The organism is Rhodopirellula sp. SH410, from assembly GCF_055811895.1.
This window is the reverse complement of record NZ_CM147949.1, coordinates 6,684,023-6,701,876: the sequence shown is the minus strand read 5'-3', so window position 1 is coordinate 6,701,876 and position 17,854 is coordinate 6,684,023. Positions and strand designations below refer to the sequence as shown.

The 17,854-nt window shown below is 56.3% G+C and carries 11 protein-coding genes; 4 read left to right on the top strand and 7 right to left on the bottom strand.

Features of this window, described 5'->3' with window-relative positions:
* Positions 1 to 338 precede the first annotated feature (338 nt).
* Entirely contained in the window at positions 339 to 1,538 is a 1,200-nt protein-coding gene (locus SH410x_RS24445; RefSeq protein ID WP_473671609.1) for a reverse transcriptase family protein, read from the top strand.
* A gap of 238 nt (positions 1,539 to 1,776) precedes the next feature.
* Here the strand turns inward: SH410x_RS24445 and SH410x_RS24440 are convergent, their stop codons facing one another.
* The 4 genes from SH410x_RS24440 to SH410x_RS24425 all read right to left on the bottom strand — a co-directional run bounded on the left by SH410x_RS24440 (position 1,777) and on the right by SH410x_RS24425 (position 11,821).
* Positions 1,777 to 2,478, bottom strand: a complete 702-nt coding sequence (locus SH410x_RS24440; RefSeq protein WP_473671607.1) for an ABC transporter ATP-binding protein — start codon at positions 2,476 to 2,478, stop codon at positions 1,777 to 1,779.
* Between the two features lie 218 nt (positions 2,479 to 2,696).
* The gene (locus SH410x_RS24435) at positions 2,697 to 7,817 is read right to left on the bottom strand and encodes a CHAT domain-containing protein (protein ID WP_473671605.1); all 5,121 of its coding nucleotides are present in this window, start codon (positions 7,815 to 7,817) and stop codon (positions 2,697 to 2,699) included.
* Positions 7,818 to 7,860: 43 nt separating this feature from the next.
* Positions 7,861 to 10,044 carry a caspase family protein gene (locus SH410x_RS24430; RefSeq protein WP_473677391.1) on the bottom strand — a complete coding sequence of 728 codons (2,184 nt, stop codon included), beginning with the start codon at positions 10,042 to 10,044 and terminating at the stop codon, positions 7,861 to 7,863.
* Between the two features lie 67 nt (positions 10,045 to 10,111).
* Complete coding sequence (locus SH410x_RS24425; protein ID WP_473671603.1) at positions 10,112 to 11,821, bottom strand: hypothetical protein; 1,710 nt, start codon at positions 11,819 to 11,821, stop codon at positions 10,112 to 10,114.
* Between the two features lie 412 nt (positions 11,822 to 12,233).
* Here SH410x_RS24425 and SH410x_RS24420 point away from each other — a divergent pair, with 412 nt between their 5' ends.
* The gene (locus SH410x_RS24420) at positions 12,234 to 12,452 is read left to right on the top strand and encodes a hypothetical protein (RefSeq protein ID WP_473671601.1); all 219 of its coding nucleotides are present in this window, start codon (positions 12,234 to 12,236) and stop codon (positions 12,450 to 12,452) included.
* A 3-nt stretch (positions 12,453 to 12,455) separates the two neighbouring features.
* Here the strand turns inward: SH410x_RS24420 and SH410x_RS24415 are convergent, their stop codons facing one another.
* On the bottom strand, positions 12,456 to 13,427 hold the full coding sequence (locus SH410x_RS24415) for a 3-keto-disaccharide hydrolase (protein ID WP_473671600.1): 972 nt from the start codon (positions 13,425 to 13,427) through the stop codon (positions 12,456 to 12,458).
* Between the two features lie 103 nt (positions 13,428 to 13,530).
* On the opposite strand from SH410x_RS24415, the gene ilvD reads away from it, so the two are divergent.
* Positions 13,531 to 15,249, top strand: a complete 1,719-nt coding sequence (gene ilvD / locus SH410x_RS24410; RefSeq protein WP_473671598.1) for a dihydroxy-acid dehydratase — start codon at positions 13,531 to 13,533, stop codon at positions 15,247 to 15,249.
* Between the two features lie 38 nt (positions 15,250 to 15,287).
* The gene (locus SH410x_RS24405) at positions 15,288 to 15,758 is read left to right on the top strand and encodes a GNAT family N-acetyltransferase (protein WP_473671596.1); all 471 of its coding nucleotides are present in this window, start codon (positions 15,288 to 15,290) and stop codon (positions 15,756 to 15,758) included.
* A gap of 61 nt (positions 15,759 to 15,819) precedes the next feature.
* On the opposite strand, the gene SH410x_RS24400 is transcribed toward SH410x_RS24405, so the two are convergent.
* Both SH410x_RS24400 and SH410x_RS24395 read right to left on the bottom strand, forming a co-directional pair.
* Positions 15,820 to 17,085, bottom strand: coding sequence for a sensor histidine kinase (locus SH410x_RS24400; protein WP_473671595.1), 1,266 nt, complete (start codon positions 17,083 to 17,085; stop codon positions 15,820 to 15,822).
* Complete coding sequence (locus SH410x_RS24395) at positions 17,085 to 17,672, bottom strand: response regulator (RefSeq protein WP_473671593.1); 588 nt, start codon at positions 17,670 to 17,672, stop codon at positions 17,085 to 17,087. Before SH410x_RS24395 ends, SH410x_RS24400 begins: the two co-directional genes overlap by 1 nt.
* Positions 17,673 to 17,854: the final 182 nt, after the last annotated feature.

The following is a 17,854-nucleotide window of genomic DNA, read 5'->3' as shown; positions in this document are numbered from 1 at the left end:
ATCGTCAATGACGCCATCATGAGGGTTGATCTCGGAGCACGTCTGGATTGCCAAGATCGGTGTTAGACGTTTGTTTTGTACCAGCGTTTGGACACCCCACGCGAGGTTACCTCGCGGGCTCCTTTGCTCTCGGCTTTGATGGCGCGAGCAACCATCCGTCTACCGACGGATCATGGCTCGCGCCTCCACTTGGACAGGTTGGATTCCGGCGGCTTCGAGATCATTTTCCAGCAACTCCTCGCTCGTGAGCTTGCCCCATGGAGTCGTCGCTGACGCGCTCGCAACTAACGACTGTGATCGCGAGGGATCTGTCGCCGCGGTGGCTGGGAAGTCCCTCGTTGGTTAAACGCCGCCTGCGCAGGATCACGGGCAGTCGCGCCCGTTGGGTCGACCAATTGGCTCAATCAATCTACCAGCAATTTGGCCGCTCGGGACATGTACGGCAGGCACTGTTGCAGGTTTGGCTAGGCGAGCATCCGCTCATGAAGGCTGCATTTCGCAATCGTCAGACCCTTCGTCTTGACGCTGCTGCCCTCGCTCAGATCAACCACTCAGGGTATCGCTGGCCGGTGCCGGAGGCCGCCAACCTCATCGAACTTGCGGACCTGTTGTGTCTACGCACTCCGCTGGCGATCGAATGGTTGGTCCGCCCCCATCTCCGTCGAAATACCCACGTCGATCACTACATGCGGCGACTGATCCCAGGACGCCAGGGGCGTGGACGGTTGCTGCACCAACCCCGACCGTTGTTGATGCGGGTGCAACGCTGCATCGCGAATGAGATTCTCTCCGAGATCCCTTTGCACGCGGACGCATACGCGTATCGAACGGGACGGTCGGTGCGTGGCTGTGCCATGCCGCATGTGGGACATCGTGTCGTGCTCAAGATCGACTTGGAAAACTTCTTTGGGACGATCGGCCTGCGGCGTGTGGCGGCGTTGTTTCGGACCGCGGGATATCCGGATGAGGTCGCCGTGACCCTGGGGCGATTGTGCACGGTTCCCGCCCGCACGACATCCGGTCGTGAAGACGGCCACACGACGGTGACCTGCCTGCCACAAGGGGGGCCCACTTCGCCGGCGATCTCCAACGCGATCGCATTTCAATTGGATCGGCGCCTGGCTGGGCTGGCCACCTCAGTGGGTGCGGTCTACACACGCTACGCCGACGACCTGCTATTCAGTGGCGGTGCTGATCTCGCACCGAAAATCGACCGCGTCGCGACGACGGTATGCGTGATCGCGATGGAAGAAGGTTTTCAAATTCAGCATCGCAAGACTCGCAAAATGTATTCGGGCGACCGACAACGCATCCTGGGGCTCAATGTGAACACTCAGCTGAGCACCGACCGATCCAGTTACGAACTTCTCAAAGCGATCCTCACGAATTGTCGCCGACAGGGTTGGCGCTCACAAAATCGAGACGAGCACCCTCAGTTTCGCTTGCACCTTCAAGGCCGCATCGCGCATATGGGACCAACGAATCCTGGCCGATACGAGAAGCTGATGCGACTCTTTGAGGCGATTGATTGGGAGTGAGGAACACGTTTTTTTGTGTGGTCTTTCGCTGCGTGATAGAAACGTTCCACGCAACTCTCGCAGAGCGAAAGGCGACTCTGATACACCCGATCACAACAGGCTGTTGATTGAGCCGAAGTTCGACCAGCCATGGTGAGCGGAATGCCGGAAGGCATCGGGGAACGCGAGCCACCCGGTCGCTCACGCGACTCGGTTCAAGAAATCAACACGCCGCGAAGCCGGCCGAGAGCCGATCGATTCAGTTTGGTGACCGTGCAACGGATTGATCAGATTCGATTCGACCGTCCCGCATGCGGATGACGCGTTGGGCCGCCAACGCAACTTCTTCGCTGTGCGTCACCGTGATGAGCGTCATCTTGCGTTCAGAATGCAGCTGCTCGAATAGTTCCAAGATTCCGGCGGCAGTGACGGTATCGAGGTTTCCGGTCGGTTCATCGGCGAGCAGCAATCGCGGATCATTGGCGAGCGAGCGAGCAATTGCAATTCGTTGCCGCTGTCCGACGGACAGTTGCTTGGGCAGGTGCTTGGCCCGATCGGCCATGCCGACGGCCTCGATCAACTCACGTGCCTTCGCCACCCTCTCGGCGACCGGCCAACCGCGACCGAACATCGGGACTTGAATGTTTTCCAGCGCCGTCAGTGTCGGCAGCAGGTAGAACGATTGAAAAACGAACCCGATCGCTCGCGAGCGAAGTTCATCCAGATCCGTATCCGAATCAGCGGGTTTGCCTTCAAAAATCAAGGAGCCCGAAGATGGGCGATCGAGCGTCCCGAGAATACTCAGCAGGGTCGACTTGCCACTACCACTCGGCCCCATGATCGCCACGTACTCGCCGGCCGCGATTTCAAAACTGACATGATCGAGTGCCCGCACGTTGCCGTCGGGATAGTCTTTCGTGACGTCATTGACGGATAGCAATACGGAATGATCGTGCGACATGAGGTTGTCTTGTTTGTCCAGCTAGTTCGAAACCGGGGAATTGACAGGACGGCTCGCTGCAGAAACTTCCGGAGAGTCCTGCGTCGTGGGTCCCTGAAATCTGCCCGTCCTGTGGCTGAAAGGGAGCCAAGATACCATGATCTTGCTAGGCCATGTCGGATGTGATTGCGGTGATCCACCGATTCCTTCGATGCAGCGAGATTTTCCCAGAACCACCATCAGTTGACTGAAACACAAAAAGCGGCCCAGAGCCGAGGTGGTGCACGCAACTTGGAGGAATCGAATCGAGTGGAGCTTCCAAAATTGATTTGCGTATCACCACGATCCACGCTTCTTTGAGAAACTTGGTTTCGGCTCATTTTTTGTTGTGCGAATTGGAGAGCATCGGTGGGTGTTTTGCCTTCGTTCCAGAGCTGGCGATAGAATTCGATCATCAAGCTTGCAGTGGCGCGATCATCGACCTTCCAAAGACTCGCGATCACATGGTGACACCCGGCCAGATGGAGAGAACGTTGCAACCCCATGACTCCCTCGCCGCTGCGTCCCTCGCCCAGTGCCGTCTCGCAGGCTGACAGAACCACCAAATCCGTTTGGGACAAGTCCAGACGTTCGATCTCAGCAGCTGTGAAAATGCCGTCGTCGGCCCCATACTCCGCAGGATGATTCGCTCCAGACAAGACAATGCCGGTCAGTAACCGGGGGTCGAAACCGACGACAGATTGCCGACTCAGCGATTGAAAAGCCCATGCCTTTGACTCCGATTTTGGCTCAGCAAAGAAGCCGTGGGTCGCTAAATGCATCCACGTTGCTCCACCGGCAAGGTCCGTAAGAGCGGCTTCGGTTGATTCATCACCACCGAGCGTCAGCGTCGATGATGTCACCTTGGCGTCCTTGGCCAACCTTGCGAGTTGTTTCACTTCGTCCTCGGTACCAGGCAGAAAACGCCAGCTTTTGACGGAACTGGCCGATCGCAGGGCCGCGCCAGGAGTTGCTGAACCCGCCGAATTGGATGCCAAGAGTTGGGGCGACGGTGGAACCACTTCCTCAGGATTTGATTGTGAATCATAATTCACGCCGCCTATCAACAACAGCGTCTTGGGGGCATCGGTGCCGTGGGAAGCACCTTCGAGGGCGGCCTCACGAGCACGCTTTTGAAGGAGAAGACGCGGTGCACTGATCGAAACGAAGGCTCGCTCATCGAGCAAGTATCCGCCGTCTTCGGTGGGCAGCGCAGCAAAAGAGACTTTGGAAATCGCTCCATCGGGGCTCAGCAGGATGACCCGCGAATCGCCTAGTTCATTTTTGATGGGGTTCCATACGCAGTCAGCGAGTTGATGATTCGCGTTCGCAAAATCGGGATCCGTTCCTTGTTGCAATGTCTCTCGCCATCGCGTCACCAGGGCTTCGAGCCGATCGATATCCCCCAATTGCACAGCGTGCACTGTGGCCTTGGTAACCACAAATGCGAGCATGCGTTCTTGAGTCGTTGAACCTGGCAGTCCGGGTTGGTCGTGGTGAACATAGGTGACAAAGTCAACCAACGACTCATCTTGATTCAGTGATTTCTGAAGTTGTTTCAAGCCGATCTCCAATGTGGGTGATCGAGCTAGTCCGCGTTGAGTCTGTTGCAACCCATTCTTCTGTAACTCCAGTGCTTCCCGCTGTTCGGTGAGTTTCCCAATTCGGTTAACGGACTGTTTCGGGTCGGAGTCGTCACTACCGAAGAGAAGCGAAGATAACTCTCGATTGATGCGATCAATTTGCTGCGAAAGATCGTGGTGCTCTGAAGTCATCGCTTCACCGTCCATTCGTTGTTCACGACCCTTGGCGAAAACAAGGCCTTTTAGCGGCATGATTGTTTCGTAGCATCCCGAGAGAGGGGTGTCTGATTCAATCGCATGGGAAAGGTAAAGACCGGTCGCTTGATGGATTTTCGAGCGCAGTTCGAGCCGTTGCCGTTCGGAAAGAACGTCTCGGTAGACTTCATGTTGGCGGACCAATTGGTCAAAGAGCAACCGAAACTGACTGTTTGCCTCTTGCCGATGGCCGATCCGATCGCATGCAGCTGCGTAGGCCGCGTGTGTCTCCGTTGAGATCTGCAGCCGAGGATCGTCCTCCGCCTGTTCCAAGACCTCTTTCAAAATCGTGTAAGCCTCCTGGTTTTTCCCCAGACCCAATCGAGCAATGCCTTGGATTGAACGGGCTGACAAGATCAATTGTGTATCCAACGAATCGGATGCACTCGCTCTCAAGTGCTCTGCACTGTCCCACGCCAGTGAAAACTCACCCTTGACGAGCATTAGCTTTGACAGCCACATGCGAATCTCCAGATCGAGTTCCCTCCCGAAGCCCAGTTCATCCAGGTGAGCACGGGCTGCATAGAGATACTGTTCGGCGAGATCGAAGTCTTCACGCAGCCAATGAATTCGAGCGAGTTGTTGGTAGGTTTTCGCCCGCATCGGATGTCCAGAATCCGTTGAAATCTGGGCCGCATCTTGGGTCAATTTTTCGGCCCGAGCGTAGTCTCCCAACGCAAGCAAAACGTTTGCTTCACCATTCAATGCGTATGCAAATTGCATTGACTTTTCACCGAAGGCTAGCTTGATCGCGTCTCGAGCGATCCTCCGATGAGTGAGCGCAAGATCAAGTGAATGTTCTTTCTGGTACAGCTTTGACAAACTGTTGTGGATATATGCGATCAGCTCGTGACGGGGACGCGTCAACGCCTGCGTTTGCTGGAGCACGTTTCGGAAGATGGACAATGCTTGTTCCCGCTGGCCAAGCATTTCCGCGGCGCCTCCTTTCATCCATTTCAGTTCAAGGATTCGCCAGTCATTGGATACGCCCGCCGATTGATAGGAATGCAAGCCAGCGGCAACCAATTCTTCTAAGATGGCCTGCCCTTCTTCAGTCATATCGGACTTCATGAACTCGCTCGGATTATCGAACAACCACTGTGCAGCATTCCTGCATTCATCGGCAAACGCCTCGGGATCATCCACGTGAAACGCCTTCCGGCGATCAAGGAACTGATGGAGCACTCGCTGAGCTTGGTCCCCACCCTGATCCTGCAGGACGGACGCGACAAGAATATTTCCATAGTGTGACGCGATCGCTGTGGCAGCGGGCGTTTCACGCTCCTCGATGGCGAGTGCCTCGGAAAAATATTTGACCGCATCTTCATACTCCCGTCGATCAAACGAATTCGTCCCTAAAGCCCAGAGATTCCATACCGTCATGTGCGGATTCTCGTAGTGATTGCGTTTGCGAATTTCCATGGCCAGTTTCAGGTGTTGCTCAGCGGCATCCCAAAGCTGCAAATCGTTTTCGCATAGTCCGACCTGAACCAATCCTTGGCAGTAGTCGAAGCTGTCTTGGTTTCCATAAATGGATTCGAATATCGCGTTGGCCTCCTGGAACTTGGATAGTGCCTGGGCAGTCGCATATAAATTATCTCGAAGGATTTCACCTTCCATCGAAAGATGGGTCGCATAGTAGGCACTTTGGTTGCCGAGTGTTTCCGAGACCCGTTTGCGTGCCTTTGCGAGCCACTGCAAGGCTTCTCTATCGTGATGTAGCGTTCCAAAACCTCGCAACGTATTGGCCATTCCGTGGTACACCCAATGGAAGTCGGATGTGCGGTTGAATGGCGTTCGGTCGTATTGATCAAGCAAGTCCCGATAGATGGCGACGGATTCGTCGGCGTTCCCTGATTTTGCCAGACAATTGGCATAGGCGCGGAGGTTGTCGAGATGCTGAGCCGACGGCTCACCAAAAGTATCTTTTGCTTGTTCGACGAGGGACTTGCCCATCTGTGCCGCTTCCGCGAATCGTCCGTTCGAATACAGGCTATTGCGTTTCGAGCTCTGGGAAGAGAATGCGGCAAAGGCCCGTTTATCGTGCTCACTCATCGCTGAAATGTGTTGAACATGCTGCAGGCAGAGTCTTCCTTCAGCAACAACAAAATGTTCATCACCGAGTCTTTTGGACATCTCCTCCACCGCGTCCTTTAACCGAGACGGCAATTCTTGGTCGCCGTCCTCCGATTCCGCTACCAGCCTCGCGTTGACGTATAGATCGGAAGTCGCCCCGCGGAACCATGGGTCACTCTCGGGAACTTTCTTGGCAAAGACATGGACGGCGTCGAGAAGTCTCGCAAACGCGTTTGCGTATTTCTCCTGGGTCCAATAGAGGTAGCCGAGTTTGCGATTGATCTTCGCCGCTTCCATGCAATCGGGACCAAGAATGCGGATGCGTTCATCAGCAATCTGGACGCCAATGTCAATGGCGACACCGAATAGCCGGTTGCCTATGGCCGTCTCAAAATCGCCCTGTTCGCGAACCGTGTTTGCGTATGCCGCCTGATCCGATACTGGCAGCTTTGAAAGAAGTTTCGCTTCCTCTGCAAGTAAAACGACTTCATGCAGTGGGTCCCCTAACTTGCGAGCGATCGGCATCATCTTTTCGGCAGTTGAATACGCGAGAATCCAGTTGCCCGATCGACGCTGGTTTAGCTGTTCTGCATGCAGCAGTGTCAATAAGTGCTCTCCGATAGCCCGGCCTCCAATATTCGGCTGTGTATCGAACTCCCAGAATTCGTTTACTTCTTGGATATGGGAGAAGGCCTGTCTCGCTAGACTTCGAGCGGCCGTCTCGTCTCCTTTTCGCTGTTGAGCTTGTGAATAGAACAACGCCGTGATGGCAAGGAAATGTTTCTGGTCTCGTGAAAACTCGTCGAGCTCAGAAGTGCCTCCGACTCCGATGTTTTGCTTGGTGTTGTTGGCGTGGCTCTCAAACCATTGGTTTGTCGCCTCATAGAGAGCAGGGATTTTGGCGTCGAAATCAGAGTAGTCGCCTGTGATCAGCGCATTTTGAGCCACATCGTCGAACTCCGTGAACAGGGTGGCGATGGAAATCAGTCGTGAGACCTGCCCCTCGATCACCAATGCCTCCGCTGAGGTGGCAAACGATTGGGAATGAACTTCAGCCTGCGACTCGTTTTTGAATCCCGCGAGTTCCTGCTCTGCTTGCCTGGCCAGGTGCAGCTTGTTTCCTAGGCGAAAGTCAGCGATCCCCTGGTATCGCATCGTGCCAACTGAACCGGAGAAGTCCGTGCCGAAAATACGTTGTTCTGCTACGAGAGCCTGTTTGGCGAACCGATCCAGCCGTTGCCAATCCTGGGCTTGCCGAGCCAGTTCGCATTGCTGATGCAACATGTCTCGGGCGAGAATCGCTCGCCCCTGTTGAATCGTTGGAACGTCAATGGATGGGTCACCGTCGACCGCCCAGAGCTGCGCACTGGAGACGCTTAATACGAAAAGAAGTAAGACCAAGAGCATGATTGTGGCTCGCTGGCGGTCGCACCCCGGAATACCCAAGCGGCTAGCGACTGAACCACTGAACGATTCTTGCGTCCCACCACGTTTTGTCATCTTTGTCTCCGCTACGGGTTTGGCCACGGTTGAATTCAATTTCGATAGGCCTCGGTTCGAGACTGCCGACGGCGCGATCGGTTCGTAAAAACTCCTCGAGGCTCGATAGATCCGGTGGGGAGGATCCGAACAAGACGATTGCCTTATGGACACCTCGTGTCGGTAGTGCATAGCCAGCATCATGGGGTTTCAACATGGCATCGCCATTGCACATGTAAATCGACGAAAGCATCCCCTTCGAAGCGTCGATGCGTTGTCGATCCATCTCGGTCTGTGAGAATTCTCGCGGGCACATGACGGAGATCTCGCCCAACGGGTCGATGTGGATGATCGTGGCGTAGGTCTCGAGTTTGTGCGCTCGGGGATGGGAAATCTGGATTGCATAGAGATCCCCTGTTTCCAGCACAGCGATTCCTGCTTCGATCGTTTCGCATGGTCGCAGGTCGGGGAACTGCCCCTCCGGCGGCATGAACTTGGAAACCACCAGTTCGAGTTTCGGCTCTTCTTCGTCCATGTGGTCGCCCAATGCGCCACTTGCATGTTGGGCAACGAGCCTTGTCAGAAACTCACCAGCGGCGATTTCTCGCAATCGATGACGGACGATCGCGTGCCAAGTCGGGAGACTTGTTTCTCGCTGGGCGATTCCTCGCTCCAACACAATGGCGTGATGCGGGGCCAGTCGACTGGAATCCACGTGGGCTTGCTCCGGGGCCGATGACTCGGGTCGCAGGGCAGTATGCTGTGGCATTTCAATACGAACTCGGTCCGGCATAATCCGCAGCACTCGATCAGCATCTTCTTCGGCATCGACCATGGTAATGACGGGATCGGACAATGCTCTCAGCCAGCCCTCCTGCTGGTTCGCATCTTCGACCCTCATCAATACGCGAATGCTCGGTATCGCGTCATTTTGCTGCTGGAGCACGAAATACGTGCCTGAAGAAAGCGTCGATGAGTCACCGATTTCCATGGCAGTCTTCCGAACCACTCGCACTGAACTCTTGGCAGCACCTGCTGAGGTAACCATCGCATGGAAGGCGTTGGCGTCGAAGGGCGCGGAGTTCGAATCAACCTGGCCTACAATCTTGAGTTCGTTGCCAACGGTCACACCGTCGATGATGCCGCGGTTGAGCACGCCGACGCCCGGTTCCGTGACTTCGAGCAGTCCTAGCCGGCGGTTCGATTGGTGAGACTCCGATGCAAAGAAAAGCGGCAACGTTTCTGTGCCACGCGCCAACTCAATCTGCGGGTGCGGCGGAAGCGGAGGCGTCGAACGTGCCAGGTACTGCCAACGCAGCAACACGGGGAGATCACGTAAACGCACGCTCCCGTGGTACTCGACGTCGCGGGCCAATTTGCAGAGGTGCGCTGTCAGCAACCCGTAGTCGTCTCCGGCAACCGTGCACTCGTCTTCGGTCTCTGTGGGTAGGCATGCTGAAACAACAGCCACATTCTTTGGCAGCGATGAGGGCGTTGGATCACTGAACGCGTCTTTGTTCGGGATGTCAAATCGTCGGTCCAATTGGCGTTTTCGGCCACCGTTGTCACGCAGGCCAGTGCCGCTGTGACAGCAATCGAGAACGACGAGTAGGCGATTGCCCACGTTTGCAGTCAGACGCTGTGCCCAAGCATTCAGTTCGTCGTCGCGTATGTCCTTCTCGCCCCCTTCGCTCTCGGCATCATATGGCACCAGCGTCTGGTCAAAGTAATGCACTTCGTCGCGTTCCGGCCCACTGAATTGGTCAAGGACTTGCGATCCGTGACCGCTGTAGTGAAACACGACAGCAGCCTGCATTCCCTGTGCATTCACGGCATCAACTCGTTCGGCGAGTTCGTCAAACGCCCGGGAAATTCCAGCTTGAGTCGCCTTCTGATTCCTCAGCGTGATAATGTTTGCCTCGGAAAATCCAGCGTGTTCCAACAGTGTTTGACGCACTAGTTTTACATCGTTGAGACAGCCTCGGAGTTGCTTCGCGTCGGGCAAGGAAGGGTATTCATTGATACCGATCAACAGAGCCAAGCGTTGAACCGTCGGGGCCGCTGGCTCCGCGCTCGTTCCGACACAGACGCCGCAGACCAAGGCCGAGAAGATCGATGAGGTCAATAGAAGTCGAATTTCTCGGCATTTGACCATGAGCACACTACTACCTCGTCATTGCGGGGCTGTTACAAGTATCGGTTGATCCCACATCCAGGATTCCCTAGCGGGTCGGCTTGCGGGTGACCTCGGCGAGTAAGATTTGAAATGCCTCTTCACGCATACTTTCAGGCAACCCCGTGCCGAAATCGTCGCTGTCGACCACGCCCGCAATCCTGGCGAGCGCACTGACAGGGTCGTCGAGACGGGCGACCGTCGTAATGTCAATTTGGCCACGGAATATCTTTGAGCCAATCTGCTGCAAAGAATCACGATGCTTTTCTTTCAACAAGGTCGATTTTTGGATCTTGTTGGCGATCTCTGATAACTGCTCGCGATCGGTGCCCGCTCGCACCATGGAGCCCAAGACAGATTGGTAGACGGCGAAGCTAGCCAGTTCTCTTTCGTCTTCCGAAAGCGTTACGGTGATCGCGGGTTGGTCGGTCTTTTTAGAGTCGAGAGTGTCAGCGGGCTGACTTGACGCAACGATTCCTTGGTTCGGTTGGCCATTGACTTGTATCGCGAGAGCGTAGAGAGGGCCCTCCCGATCAAAGGGCTGTTGGAGCTCTTCTTCCAGCTCACGGAGGTATGATCTGAGCATGGCTTGTTGTTGTATCGAGAGGCCTTCCAAATCGCCTGCGAGCGATCGATGCAGTTGACGTAGGTGCACCTTGCACCGCGCATAGCTCGCCGATAGACAGCCACAGTTCTGGGGTGAGTACGCTCGTATCTCCTGCAGCAGTTGATCGGCAGCGACACGCAAGTCGGGATGCTGAAGAATGCCGGGCCAGGTGGGCGAGATATCTTCGAAGGTGCGATTTTGGAGTGCCTCGGATATTGCCCGATTTCGGGCGTAAGCTTCCTCACGTCTATCAGCAGTCTTCTCTTGCTTCATCTCTCTCAGTTGCCAGTAGATGACCGCACGCTTCAGTTTCAAGTCGAGGCTGTTTCCCATTGCCTCTTGCATTTTGATGATCGCCTCACCTCGCTTGAGTTCCCCCGCCCAGTATTGTTCTCGGACTTTCGACAAGGCCGCAATGAGTTCGGGTTGCTGAGCAACCACCTCCTTCATGAGGTCGTATTTGTTGGTTCCCGAGTCTCGCGAGCGAGCCATTTTCTCGCGTTCCTCTGGGCTCGCATCAATGTAGGCAGCGAGTTCCTCGCAGGCCCTGTCCTCGGCGAGATCGGTTTGGCGTGCGGTTGCAGCGGATAGGTTCACCGCGATTTTCAGAAGTGATGGCGGGACTCCTTTTGCCACCGCAAGCGAATCTGTCCCGTACTGCATCATCGCTTGGTTGACCGTTTCAGGAAGTCCAGTTTCCTCGAGTTGCTTCAATCGATCTTGGATTCGAGTCGTGTTGCCAATCATTGTGGCTTGGACAATCGATTGTCGAATCTCCGACAAAATACTCAGAGTGTCGGAGGAAACCAGCAGCGGATCAATCGTTAGCTCAAGAGGCCCCAGTTTCTTCAACGACTCAACTTGCGGGAAACCTTCCTTTCCAGATTCACCAAACGCATCGGTGGCCATCTGGATCTGGCCCGGATCGCCGGTGCTGTAGGCATAGACAATGGCGGCATTTCGTAGCGCAGCTTGGACGTCGGGGAGTCCCGGTTGGCCGTTGGATTGCTCCGCAAGCTCTAGTATGCGTTCGGTGTCGGGGCTACGAATCGCGTCCCCGATCCTGCGCAATTGATTTTCCGGCCCCGCGATAACCGAAGTCGTGGTTAGGAATAGACAAGCACACGATAAAACGATTCTATTGAATGACACGCACATTGTTCCTCGAGCAATCAGGAAGAAAATAGAGTGCCACGCATCCTGTTTGAATCGCAACCAGGTAGACTCCCGGCACCGCGGAAAAAGCTGGGTTACACCGCGTGGGGGGGGGCATCGCACATCCCCAATGCTATCGGGCGTGGATGCGCCATGCAAGCAAAATATCCGCACGACTAAAAGTCGTGCACTCGCTTGGCCGCAATCCTGACGTGCTACCGATCGCGATTGACCGCCGTATCAAAAAGCCGCTTTGGCACCGGCCGAGGCGCATTGATGGGGGAACATGGCTGCCAAAGCGATCAAGGCTACCAGTTACAATGATGTGCTCAATTCAAATCTGCGATGATCAGTCGCCAGATCAAGCTTCACCCGCGACCAAAATCGAAGAAAACCGCGAGATATTCGGATGCCCAGCTCAAAACCATGGCTTGAAGGTCCGTCGGCGAAGGACCGAGCAATTGCGAAGATGTGGCAAGGTGGTCCCCTGCTGCTGATCGGCGTGATCTCAACCACCGGCACGGCTTACTTTCTCGGCTTCGTTTGGATCTGGACGGTGCTGGTGGGGATTGCTGGTCTGTTCTGGTTTTTAACGGGATTGATTACCTATTGGACCGGTGCGGAGTAGCCCTTAGAGCGACAGAATGCGGATGTTGCGGTACTCCGCTTCGGCGGGGGGGCCGCTATGGATCTGTACGCCGATCATCCCCACACGTGGAATCTCGGGGTCGGTTTCGGTATAGCGGACCGTCACATGATCGTTCAGGAAAATCTCGATCTGGTCGCCCTGGCAGACGATCCGCATCCGCACCCATTCGGTTTCGCGGGCGGATTTCGAGTCATCGGGCGATTCGCTCGGGACATCCGGGGCGGCGCGTTTGCCGTTTGGATCGTCATCGGTTGATTTTGGGGTGATCCACGTTACTTCGAACGGGGTTTCAGGTTCGGCGAGCATTTTTCGGCGGCGAGATTCGTCGTAGAGACATCCCCACACCGAGCGTCCCCAAGCATTGCCCATGTCGGACTGATAACCGATGACTTCATGGTTGGGCACCTCATCGGATTTGCGTGGTCGCCGCGAGCGGAACTGGACGCCCGCGTTGGGATTTTCTCCACGCATACGAACCTCCAACCGTAAATCGAAGTTGGCGAAGGTATCGGTCGTGCAGAGGAACTGGTTTTGGGGGATGGGTTTCTCCAGCGTCCCGGCAATGATCGTCTTGCCTGCGGTGCGGAACCAATGTGCGTTGCCCTCCCAGCCGGCCAGGACGGTGCCGTCAAACAAGGGCCGTGAGCGTTGCTCAAATTCCTTGTCGGATACCGTCGTGAGCTGCGAGGCATCGTGGGCCTGGGTAGTGGCGACCGGCACGGCCAAGGCCAGTATCAGGGCAATTCGCACCAGCGCCGGAGGGACGATAAATGATAGCCCGGGGCGATAGCCCCAGGTTTGCGGACTGTAGGATGGGACCATTGTCCCGTCCGAATCCGCGTTGGTCCCGTCCGAATCCGCGTAGGTTTCGTCCGAGGCTGCATTTCGGTGAACCGTCGCGATTTTGCTCGCTCGGGACAATGGTCCCAAGCTACTACTGGATATTTGCGTCATTTTTTCCCTCATCTTTGTGAATCGTGTCAAAAAGATCATACTCGCTTTTGAACCCTGTCGCGTTTTCCCCAGATTTTCAACTACACACACCGCCAATTTTGCCATGAGCACCGCCGCCGAACCGAAGTCTACGACCACGAATGACACCACCGTTTTGAACAAATACAGCCGCCACATCACGCAGCCCAAGAGCCAAGGTGCCTCGCAAGCGATGCTGTACGCCACGGGGATGACGTCGGAGGATATGAACAAACCTCAAGTCGGCATCGGCAGCATGTGGTACGAGGGAAACAGCTGCAATATGCACCTGCTCGACCTGGCCGCGGAGGTCCGCAAGGGCGTCGTCGACGCTGGCATGGTGGGCATGCGGTTCAACACGATCGGCGTCAGCGATGGGATTTCGATGGGCACCAGCGGGATGAGTTATTCGCTGCAGAGCCGCGACCTGATTGCTGACTCCATCGAAACGATCATGGGGGCGCAGTGGTACGATGCGTTGATCGCCCTACCGGGCTGTGACAAGAACATGCCGGGCTGCCTGATGGCGATGGCGCGGCTCAACCGCCCTGCCATCATGGTCTATGGGGGCACGATCAAACCGGGTAGTTACAAGAACGAGAAACTCGACATCGTCAGTGCGTTCCAGTGCTACGGACAGTTCATCGCAGGCCAAATCAGCGAAGATGAGCGATCCGAAATTGTCCACCGCAGCTGTCCAGGTGCGGGAGCATGCGGTGGGATGTACACCGCCAACACGATGGCCACCGCGATCGAAGCGCTCGGCATGTCGCTACCGTATTCGGCAAGCATTCCAGCCGTGGACGCAGAGAAGAAGGATGAATGTCACCGCGCCGGCCCAGCGATATTGAATTTGCTCAAGTTGGACCTGAAACCACGCGACATCATGACCCGCGAAGCGTTCGAAGACGCCATGGTGACCCTGATGGCCCTCGGCGGCAGCACCAACGCGGTTCTGCACCTGATCGCGATGGCGCGGGCGGTCGATGTGCCGCTGACGATCGACGATTTCCAATCCGTCAGTGATCGGACACCGTTACTCGCCGACCTCAAACCAAGTGGCCGTTTTGTTCAGGAAGACTTGCACAGCATTGGTGGGACCCCTGCTGTGATGAAGTACCTACTCGAGAAAGGCATGATTCGGGGCGGGCACATGACGGTCACCGGCAAAACGCTCGCGGAGAACCTGCAAGACGTTCCCTCGTTCAAATCGGGCCAGAAAATTGTCTCGACGATCGAATCGCCGATCAAAAAGAGCGGTCACATCCGGATCCTACGTGGTAGTTTAGCACCCGAGGGAGCCGTCGCAAAAATTACCGGCAAAGAGGGCTTGCAGTTCTCGGGCCCGGCCCGCGTCTACGACAGCGAAGAAGACATGCTGGCGGCACTGGAGGAAAACAAAATCCAAAAGGGCGACGTGGTCGTGATTCGCTACGAAGGACCCAAGGGCGGCCCGGGGATGCCGGAAATGCTGACGCCGACCAGCGCGATCGTGGGCGCGGGATTGGCCAGCGACGTCGCGTTGCTGACCGACGGGCGGTTTAGCGGCGGCAGTCATGGATTCATTGTCGGCCACATCACTCCAGAGGCGCAAGTTGGCGGCCCCATTGGTTTGGTCCAAGATGGCGATACGATCACCATCGACGCCGAAACCAATTCGCTCGACGTCGACGTCGATGCCGCTGAACTCGATCGCCGCCGCGATGCTTGGATCGCCCCACCCCTGAAGGCCACACGCGGTACGCTGTACAAATACATCAAGTGCGTCAAGAGTGCCTCCGAAGGCTGCGTTACCGACGAGTGAGCGAAACTTGACTGACGATTGACCTACCGGAACTCGCGATGAAAGTGATCGAAATCGAATGGTGCTCGCCCGAGTACCAGTCAGCCTTGGAACTCCGCCACGAGGTGCTACGAGCACCTCTGGGGCTGAAATTGACCGCCGAGGAACTCGACGGCGAACACGGGCAGCTTCATTTTGGTGTTTTTGACGAGTTGGACGAGGAAGCGGGCCAGCTCATCGCGACGCTCGTCGCTCGCCCCCGCTCGCCTTGCCTGATTCAACTGCGGCAGATGGCCGTCCGCCCAAGTCGCCAAACCGGCGGTGTGGGGCGATTTTTGATCGAGTATTGCGAGGCAAACTTGTGGGACCGCGGGTTTCGTGAAATCACGCTCAATGCGAGACTCGCTGTCGTACCCTTCTATGAAAAACTGGGGTACGAGGCCGTCGGCGATGTCTTTGAGGAGGTCACGCTCGAGCATCAGAAAATGGTCAAGCAGATTGCCAATGGATCGGCGTCCGGTCGGGCATGATGCTGATTGCAATGCGGCGTCAACGACGTCTTCGTCGATGACGGGTGCGTGGGTCTGCCGATTACGATGCTGCCGGGAGCAGAATCGTCGCCACGCACCCTGCTAGGGCTGGGGTTAACTGCAGGGAACCGCGATGCAGACCTGCGATCCGATCTGCGCGGCACAAACCGAGTCCGAGTCCGCGACCCGCCTCGCGGCCCGAGTAGTAGGGTGATGCCGCCATCTTTGCGGCGTCCGCAGAAATCCCCGGGCCACTGTCGGCGACCGAGATCCGCACGTGGGATTCGTCGCGAGACACATCGATGCGAATATGCCCATCGGTACCGATCGCTTCGATCGAGTTGCGAACCAAAGCGGCGATCGCTTCGCCGATCATCTCCGCGTCCGCCGTCACGATCATCGACACGTCCAACATCGCCTCAGGCAAGCGAATCTCAATGCCCCGCGCTGAAGCCTCTTCGGCGAGAGACTCGATAACCTGTTCCATGCGGACCCGCAGGTCGAACTCGCCGAGCTCGATTGCCGGTGGGTTGGCGTAGAACATCAGGTCCGCGATCATCGCGTGAGCACGGGAGGTCTGGTCCACGATCCGTTGCACCGAATGGACAAGCTCCGCGGGCGCTCGCGACTGCAGCGCCTGGGCACGCGTCGAGATGTTGGCCAGCGGATTATTGATTTCGTGGCTCAGGCCGTAGGCCAAGGTGTGAGCGAGTTCGCGTTTGTTGGATTCGACAGCATCAGCGAACTGCTCGTCGCGAACCTTGGAATGGTCGCTGGTTCGGATCCACGAGGCGATTGCCAAGTGCGCATCGGGGAACGCTTCGATTGCCAACGCAGGCTCGTCGGCAGCCGACCATACCACTTCGATCGAATCCGCAATCGGGTTTTTGACGCCAGCGGCAGCAAACCACAGGTCCGCCTCCCTGACCCAACGAGGCAGCGGAAGTAGGCGGAAGTAGTCATCGAGCTGCGTCAAACGAGACAATTGAGCCGTTGCGGCCGCGCCCGTTGGGGCAGCCAGCCAGTCCGTGTCACGCCATGACGAACGCCCGTGACGACACCACCAATCGGCGAGTTCGGAGAGCGTGATTTTTCCGGCGCAGTCGCCGCCATGCTGGCACGAAGCTGCTACCGTGAACAACAACAGGGCCGGATCGCTCGCCAACGCTCGGCATAGGGAGTCTCGAATCCGAGCCGACACCGCCAGCTCGGATAGGAGGACACTGCTGATCGCCGCGAGTGACGTTGTTTTGAACGCCAGCCACCCGGTGCTGGCGCCGTCGCGGATGGGTGGTAGCCATCCGGCGTAACACGTCGTCGCAGGCATTAGCCATTCACGCTACGTTCGATGTCGAGCAATCCGCATGCTCGCGCGACAAGGTCGTCGATCGAAAACGGCTTTTGCATGAAATCGTTGGCACCGGCGGCCTTCAATCCGTCGACTTTGCTGTGTTCGACCATCCCCGAAATGCACAGGATTTTCACCGTGTCCATGGAGGGGTCGTTTCGCACTCGCTGGCAAACTTCTTTGCCATTGATGTCGGGCAACATCACATCGAGCACGACGATATCGGGACGAAATTCCTTCACACCCATCCCGGCGTCAAAGCCGTTGTTGGCCGTCCGGATTTCAAAGCGACTGTCGCGCTGGAAACCGTCCTGCATCAAATCGACGAGATCTTGGTCATCGTCAACAATCAGCACTTTTTTCTTGCCGCTTTCGAGGGCATCGGTAGGGATGCCATTGTCCTTCATGAACATATACAGTTGTTCACGTGGGATGCGACGAAACTTGCTACCGGGGACTCGAAAGCCCTTGAGCGAACCATTGTCAAAGCAACGGATGATCGTTTGCTGGCTCACTTTGCAAATTTTTGCAGCTTCGCCAGTCGTAAATACAGTTTTCTTGGTCATGGCCGGAACCATCCTCCCTGTGGGGTAGTACCATTACCTAAAATAGAGTGAAGGTTTAGGTCTCCCACCTTCACTGTGTCACTTCATTTAGCAAAACCTCGGGCACGATGCACTAGCACTTATGCCGTGCAGTCGAGCAAGCATCCCTAAACCCTTGCGGCGGGCACAAAGCCCGGAGGCGG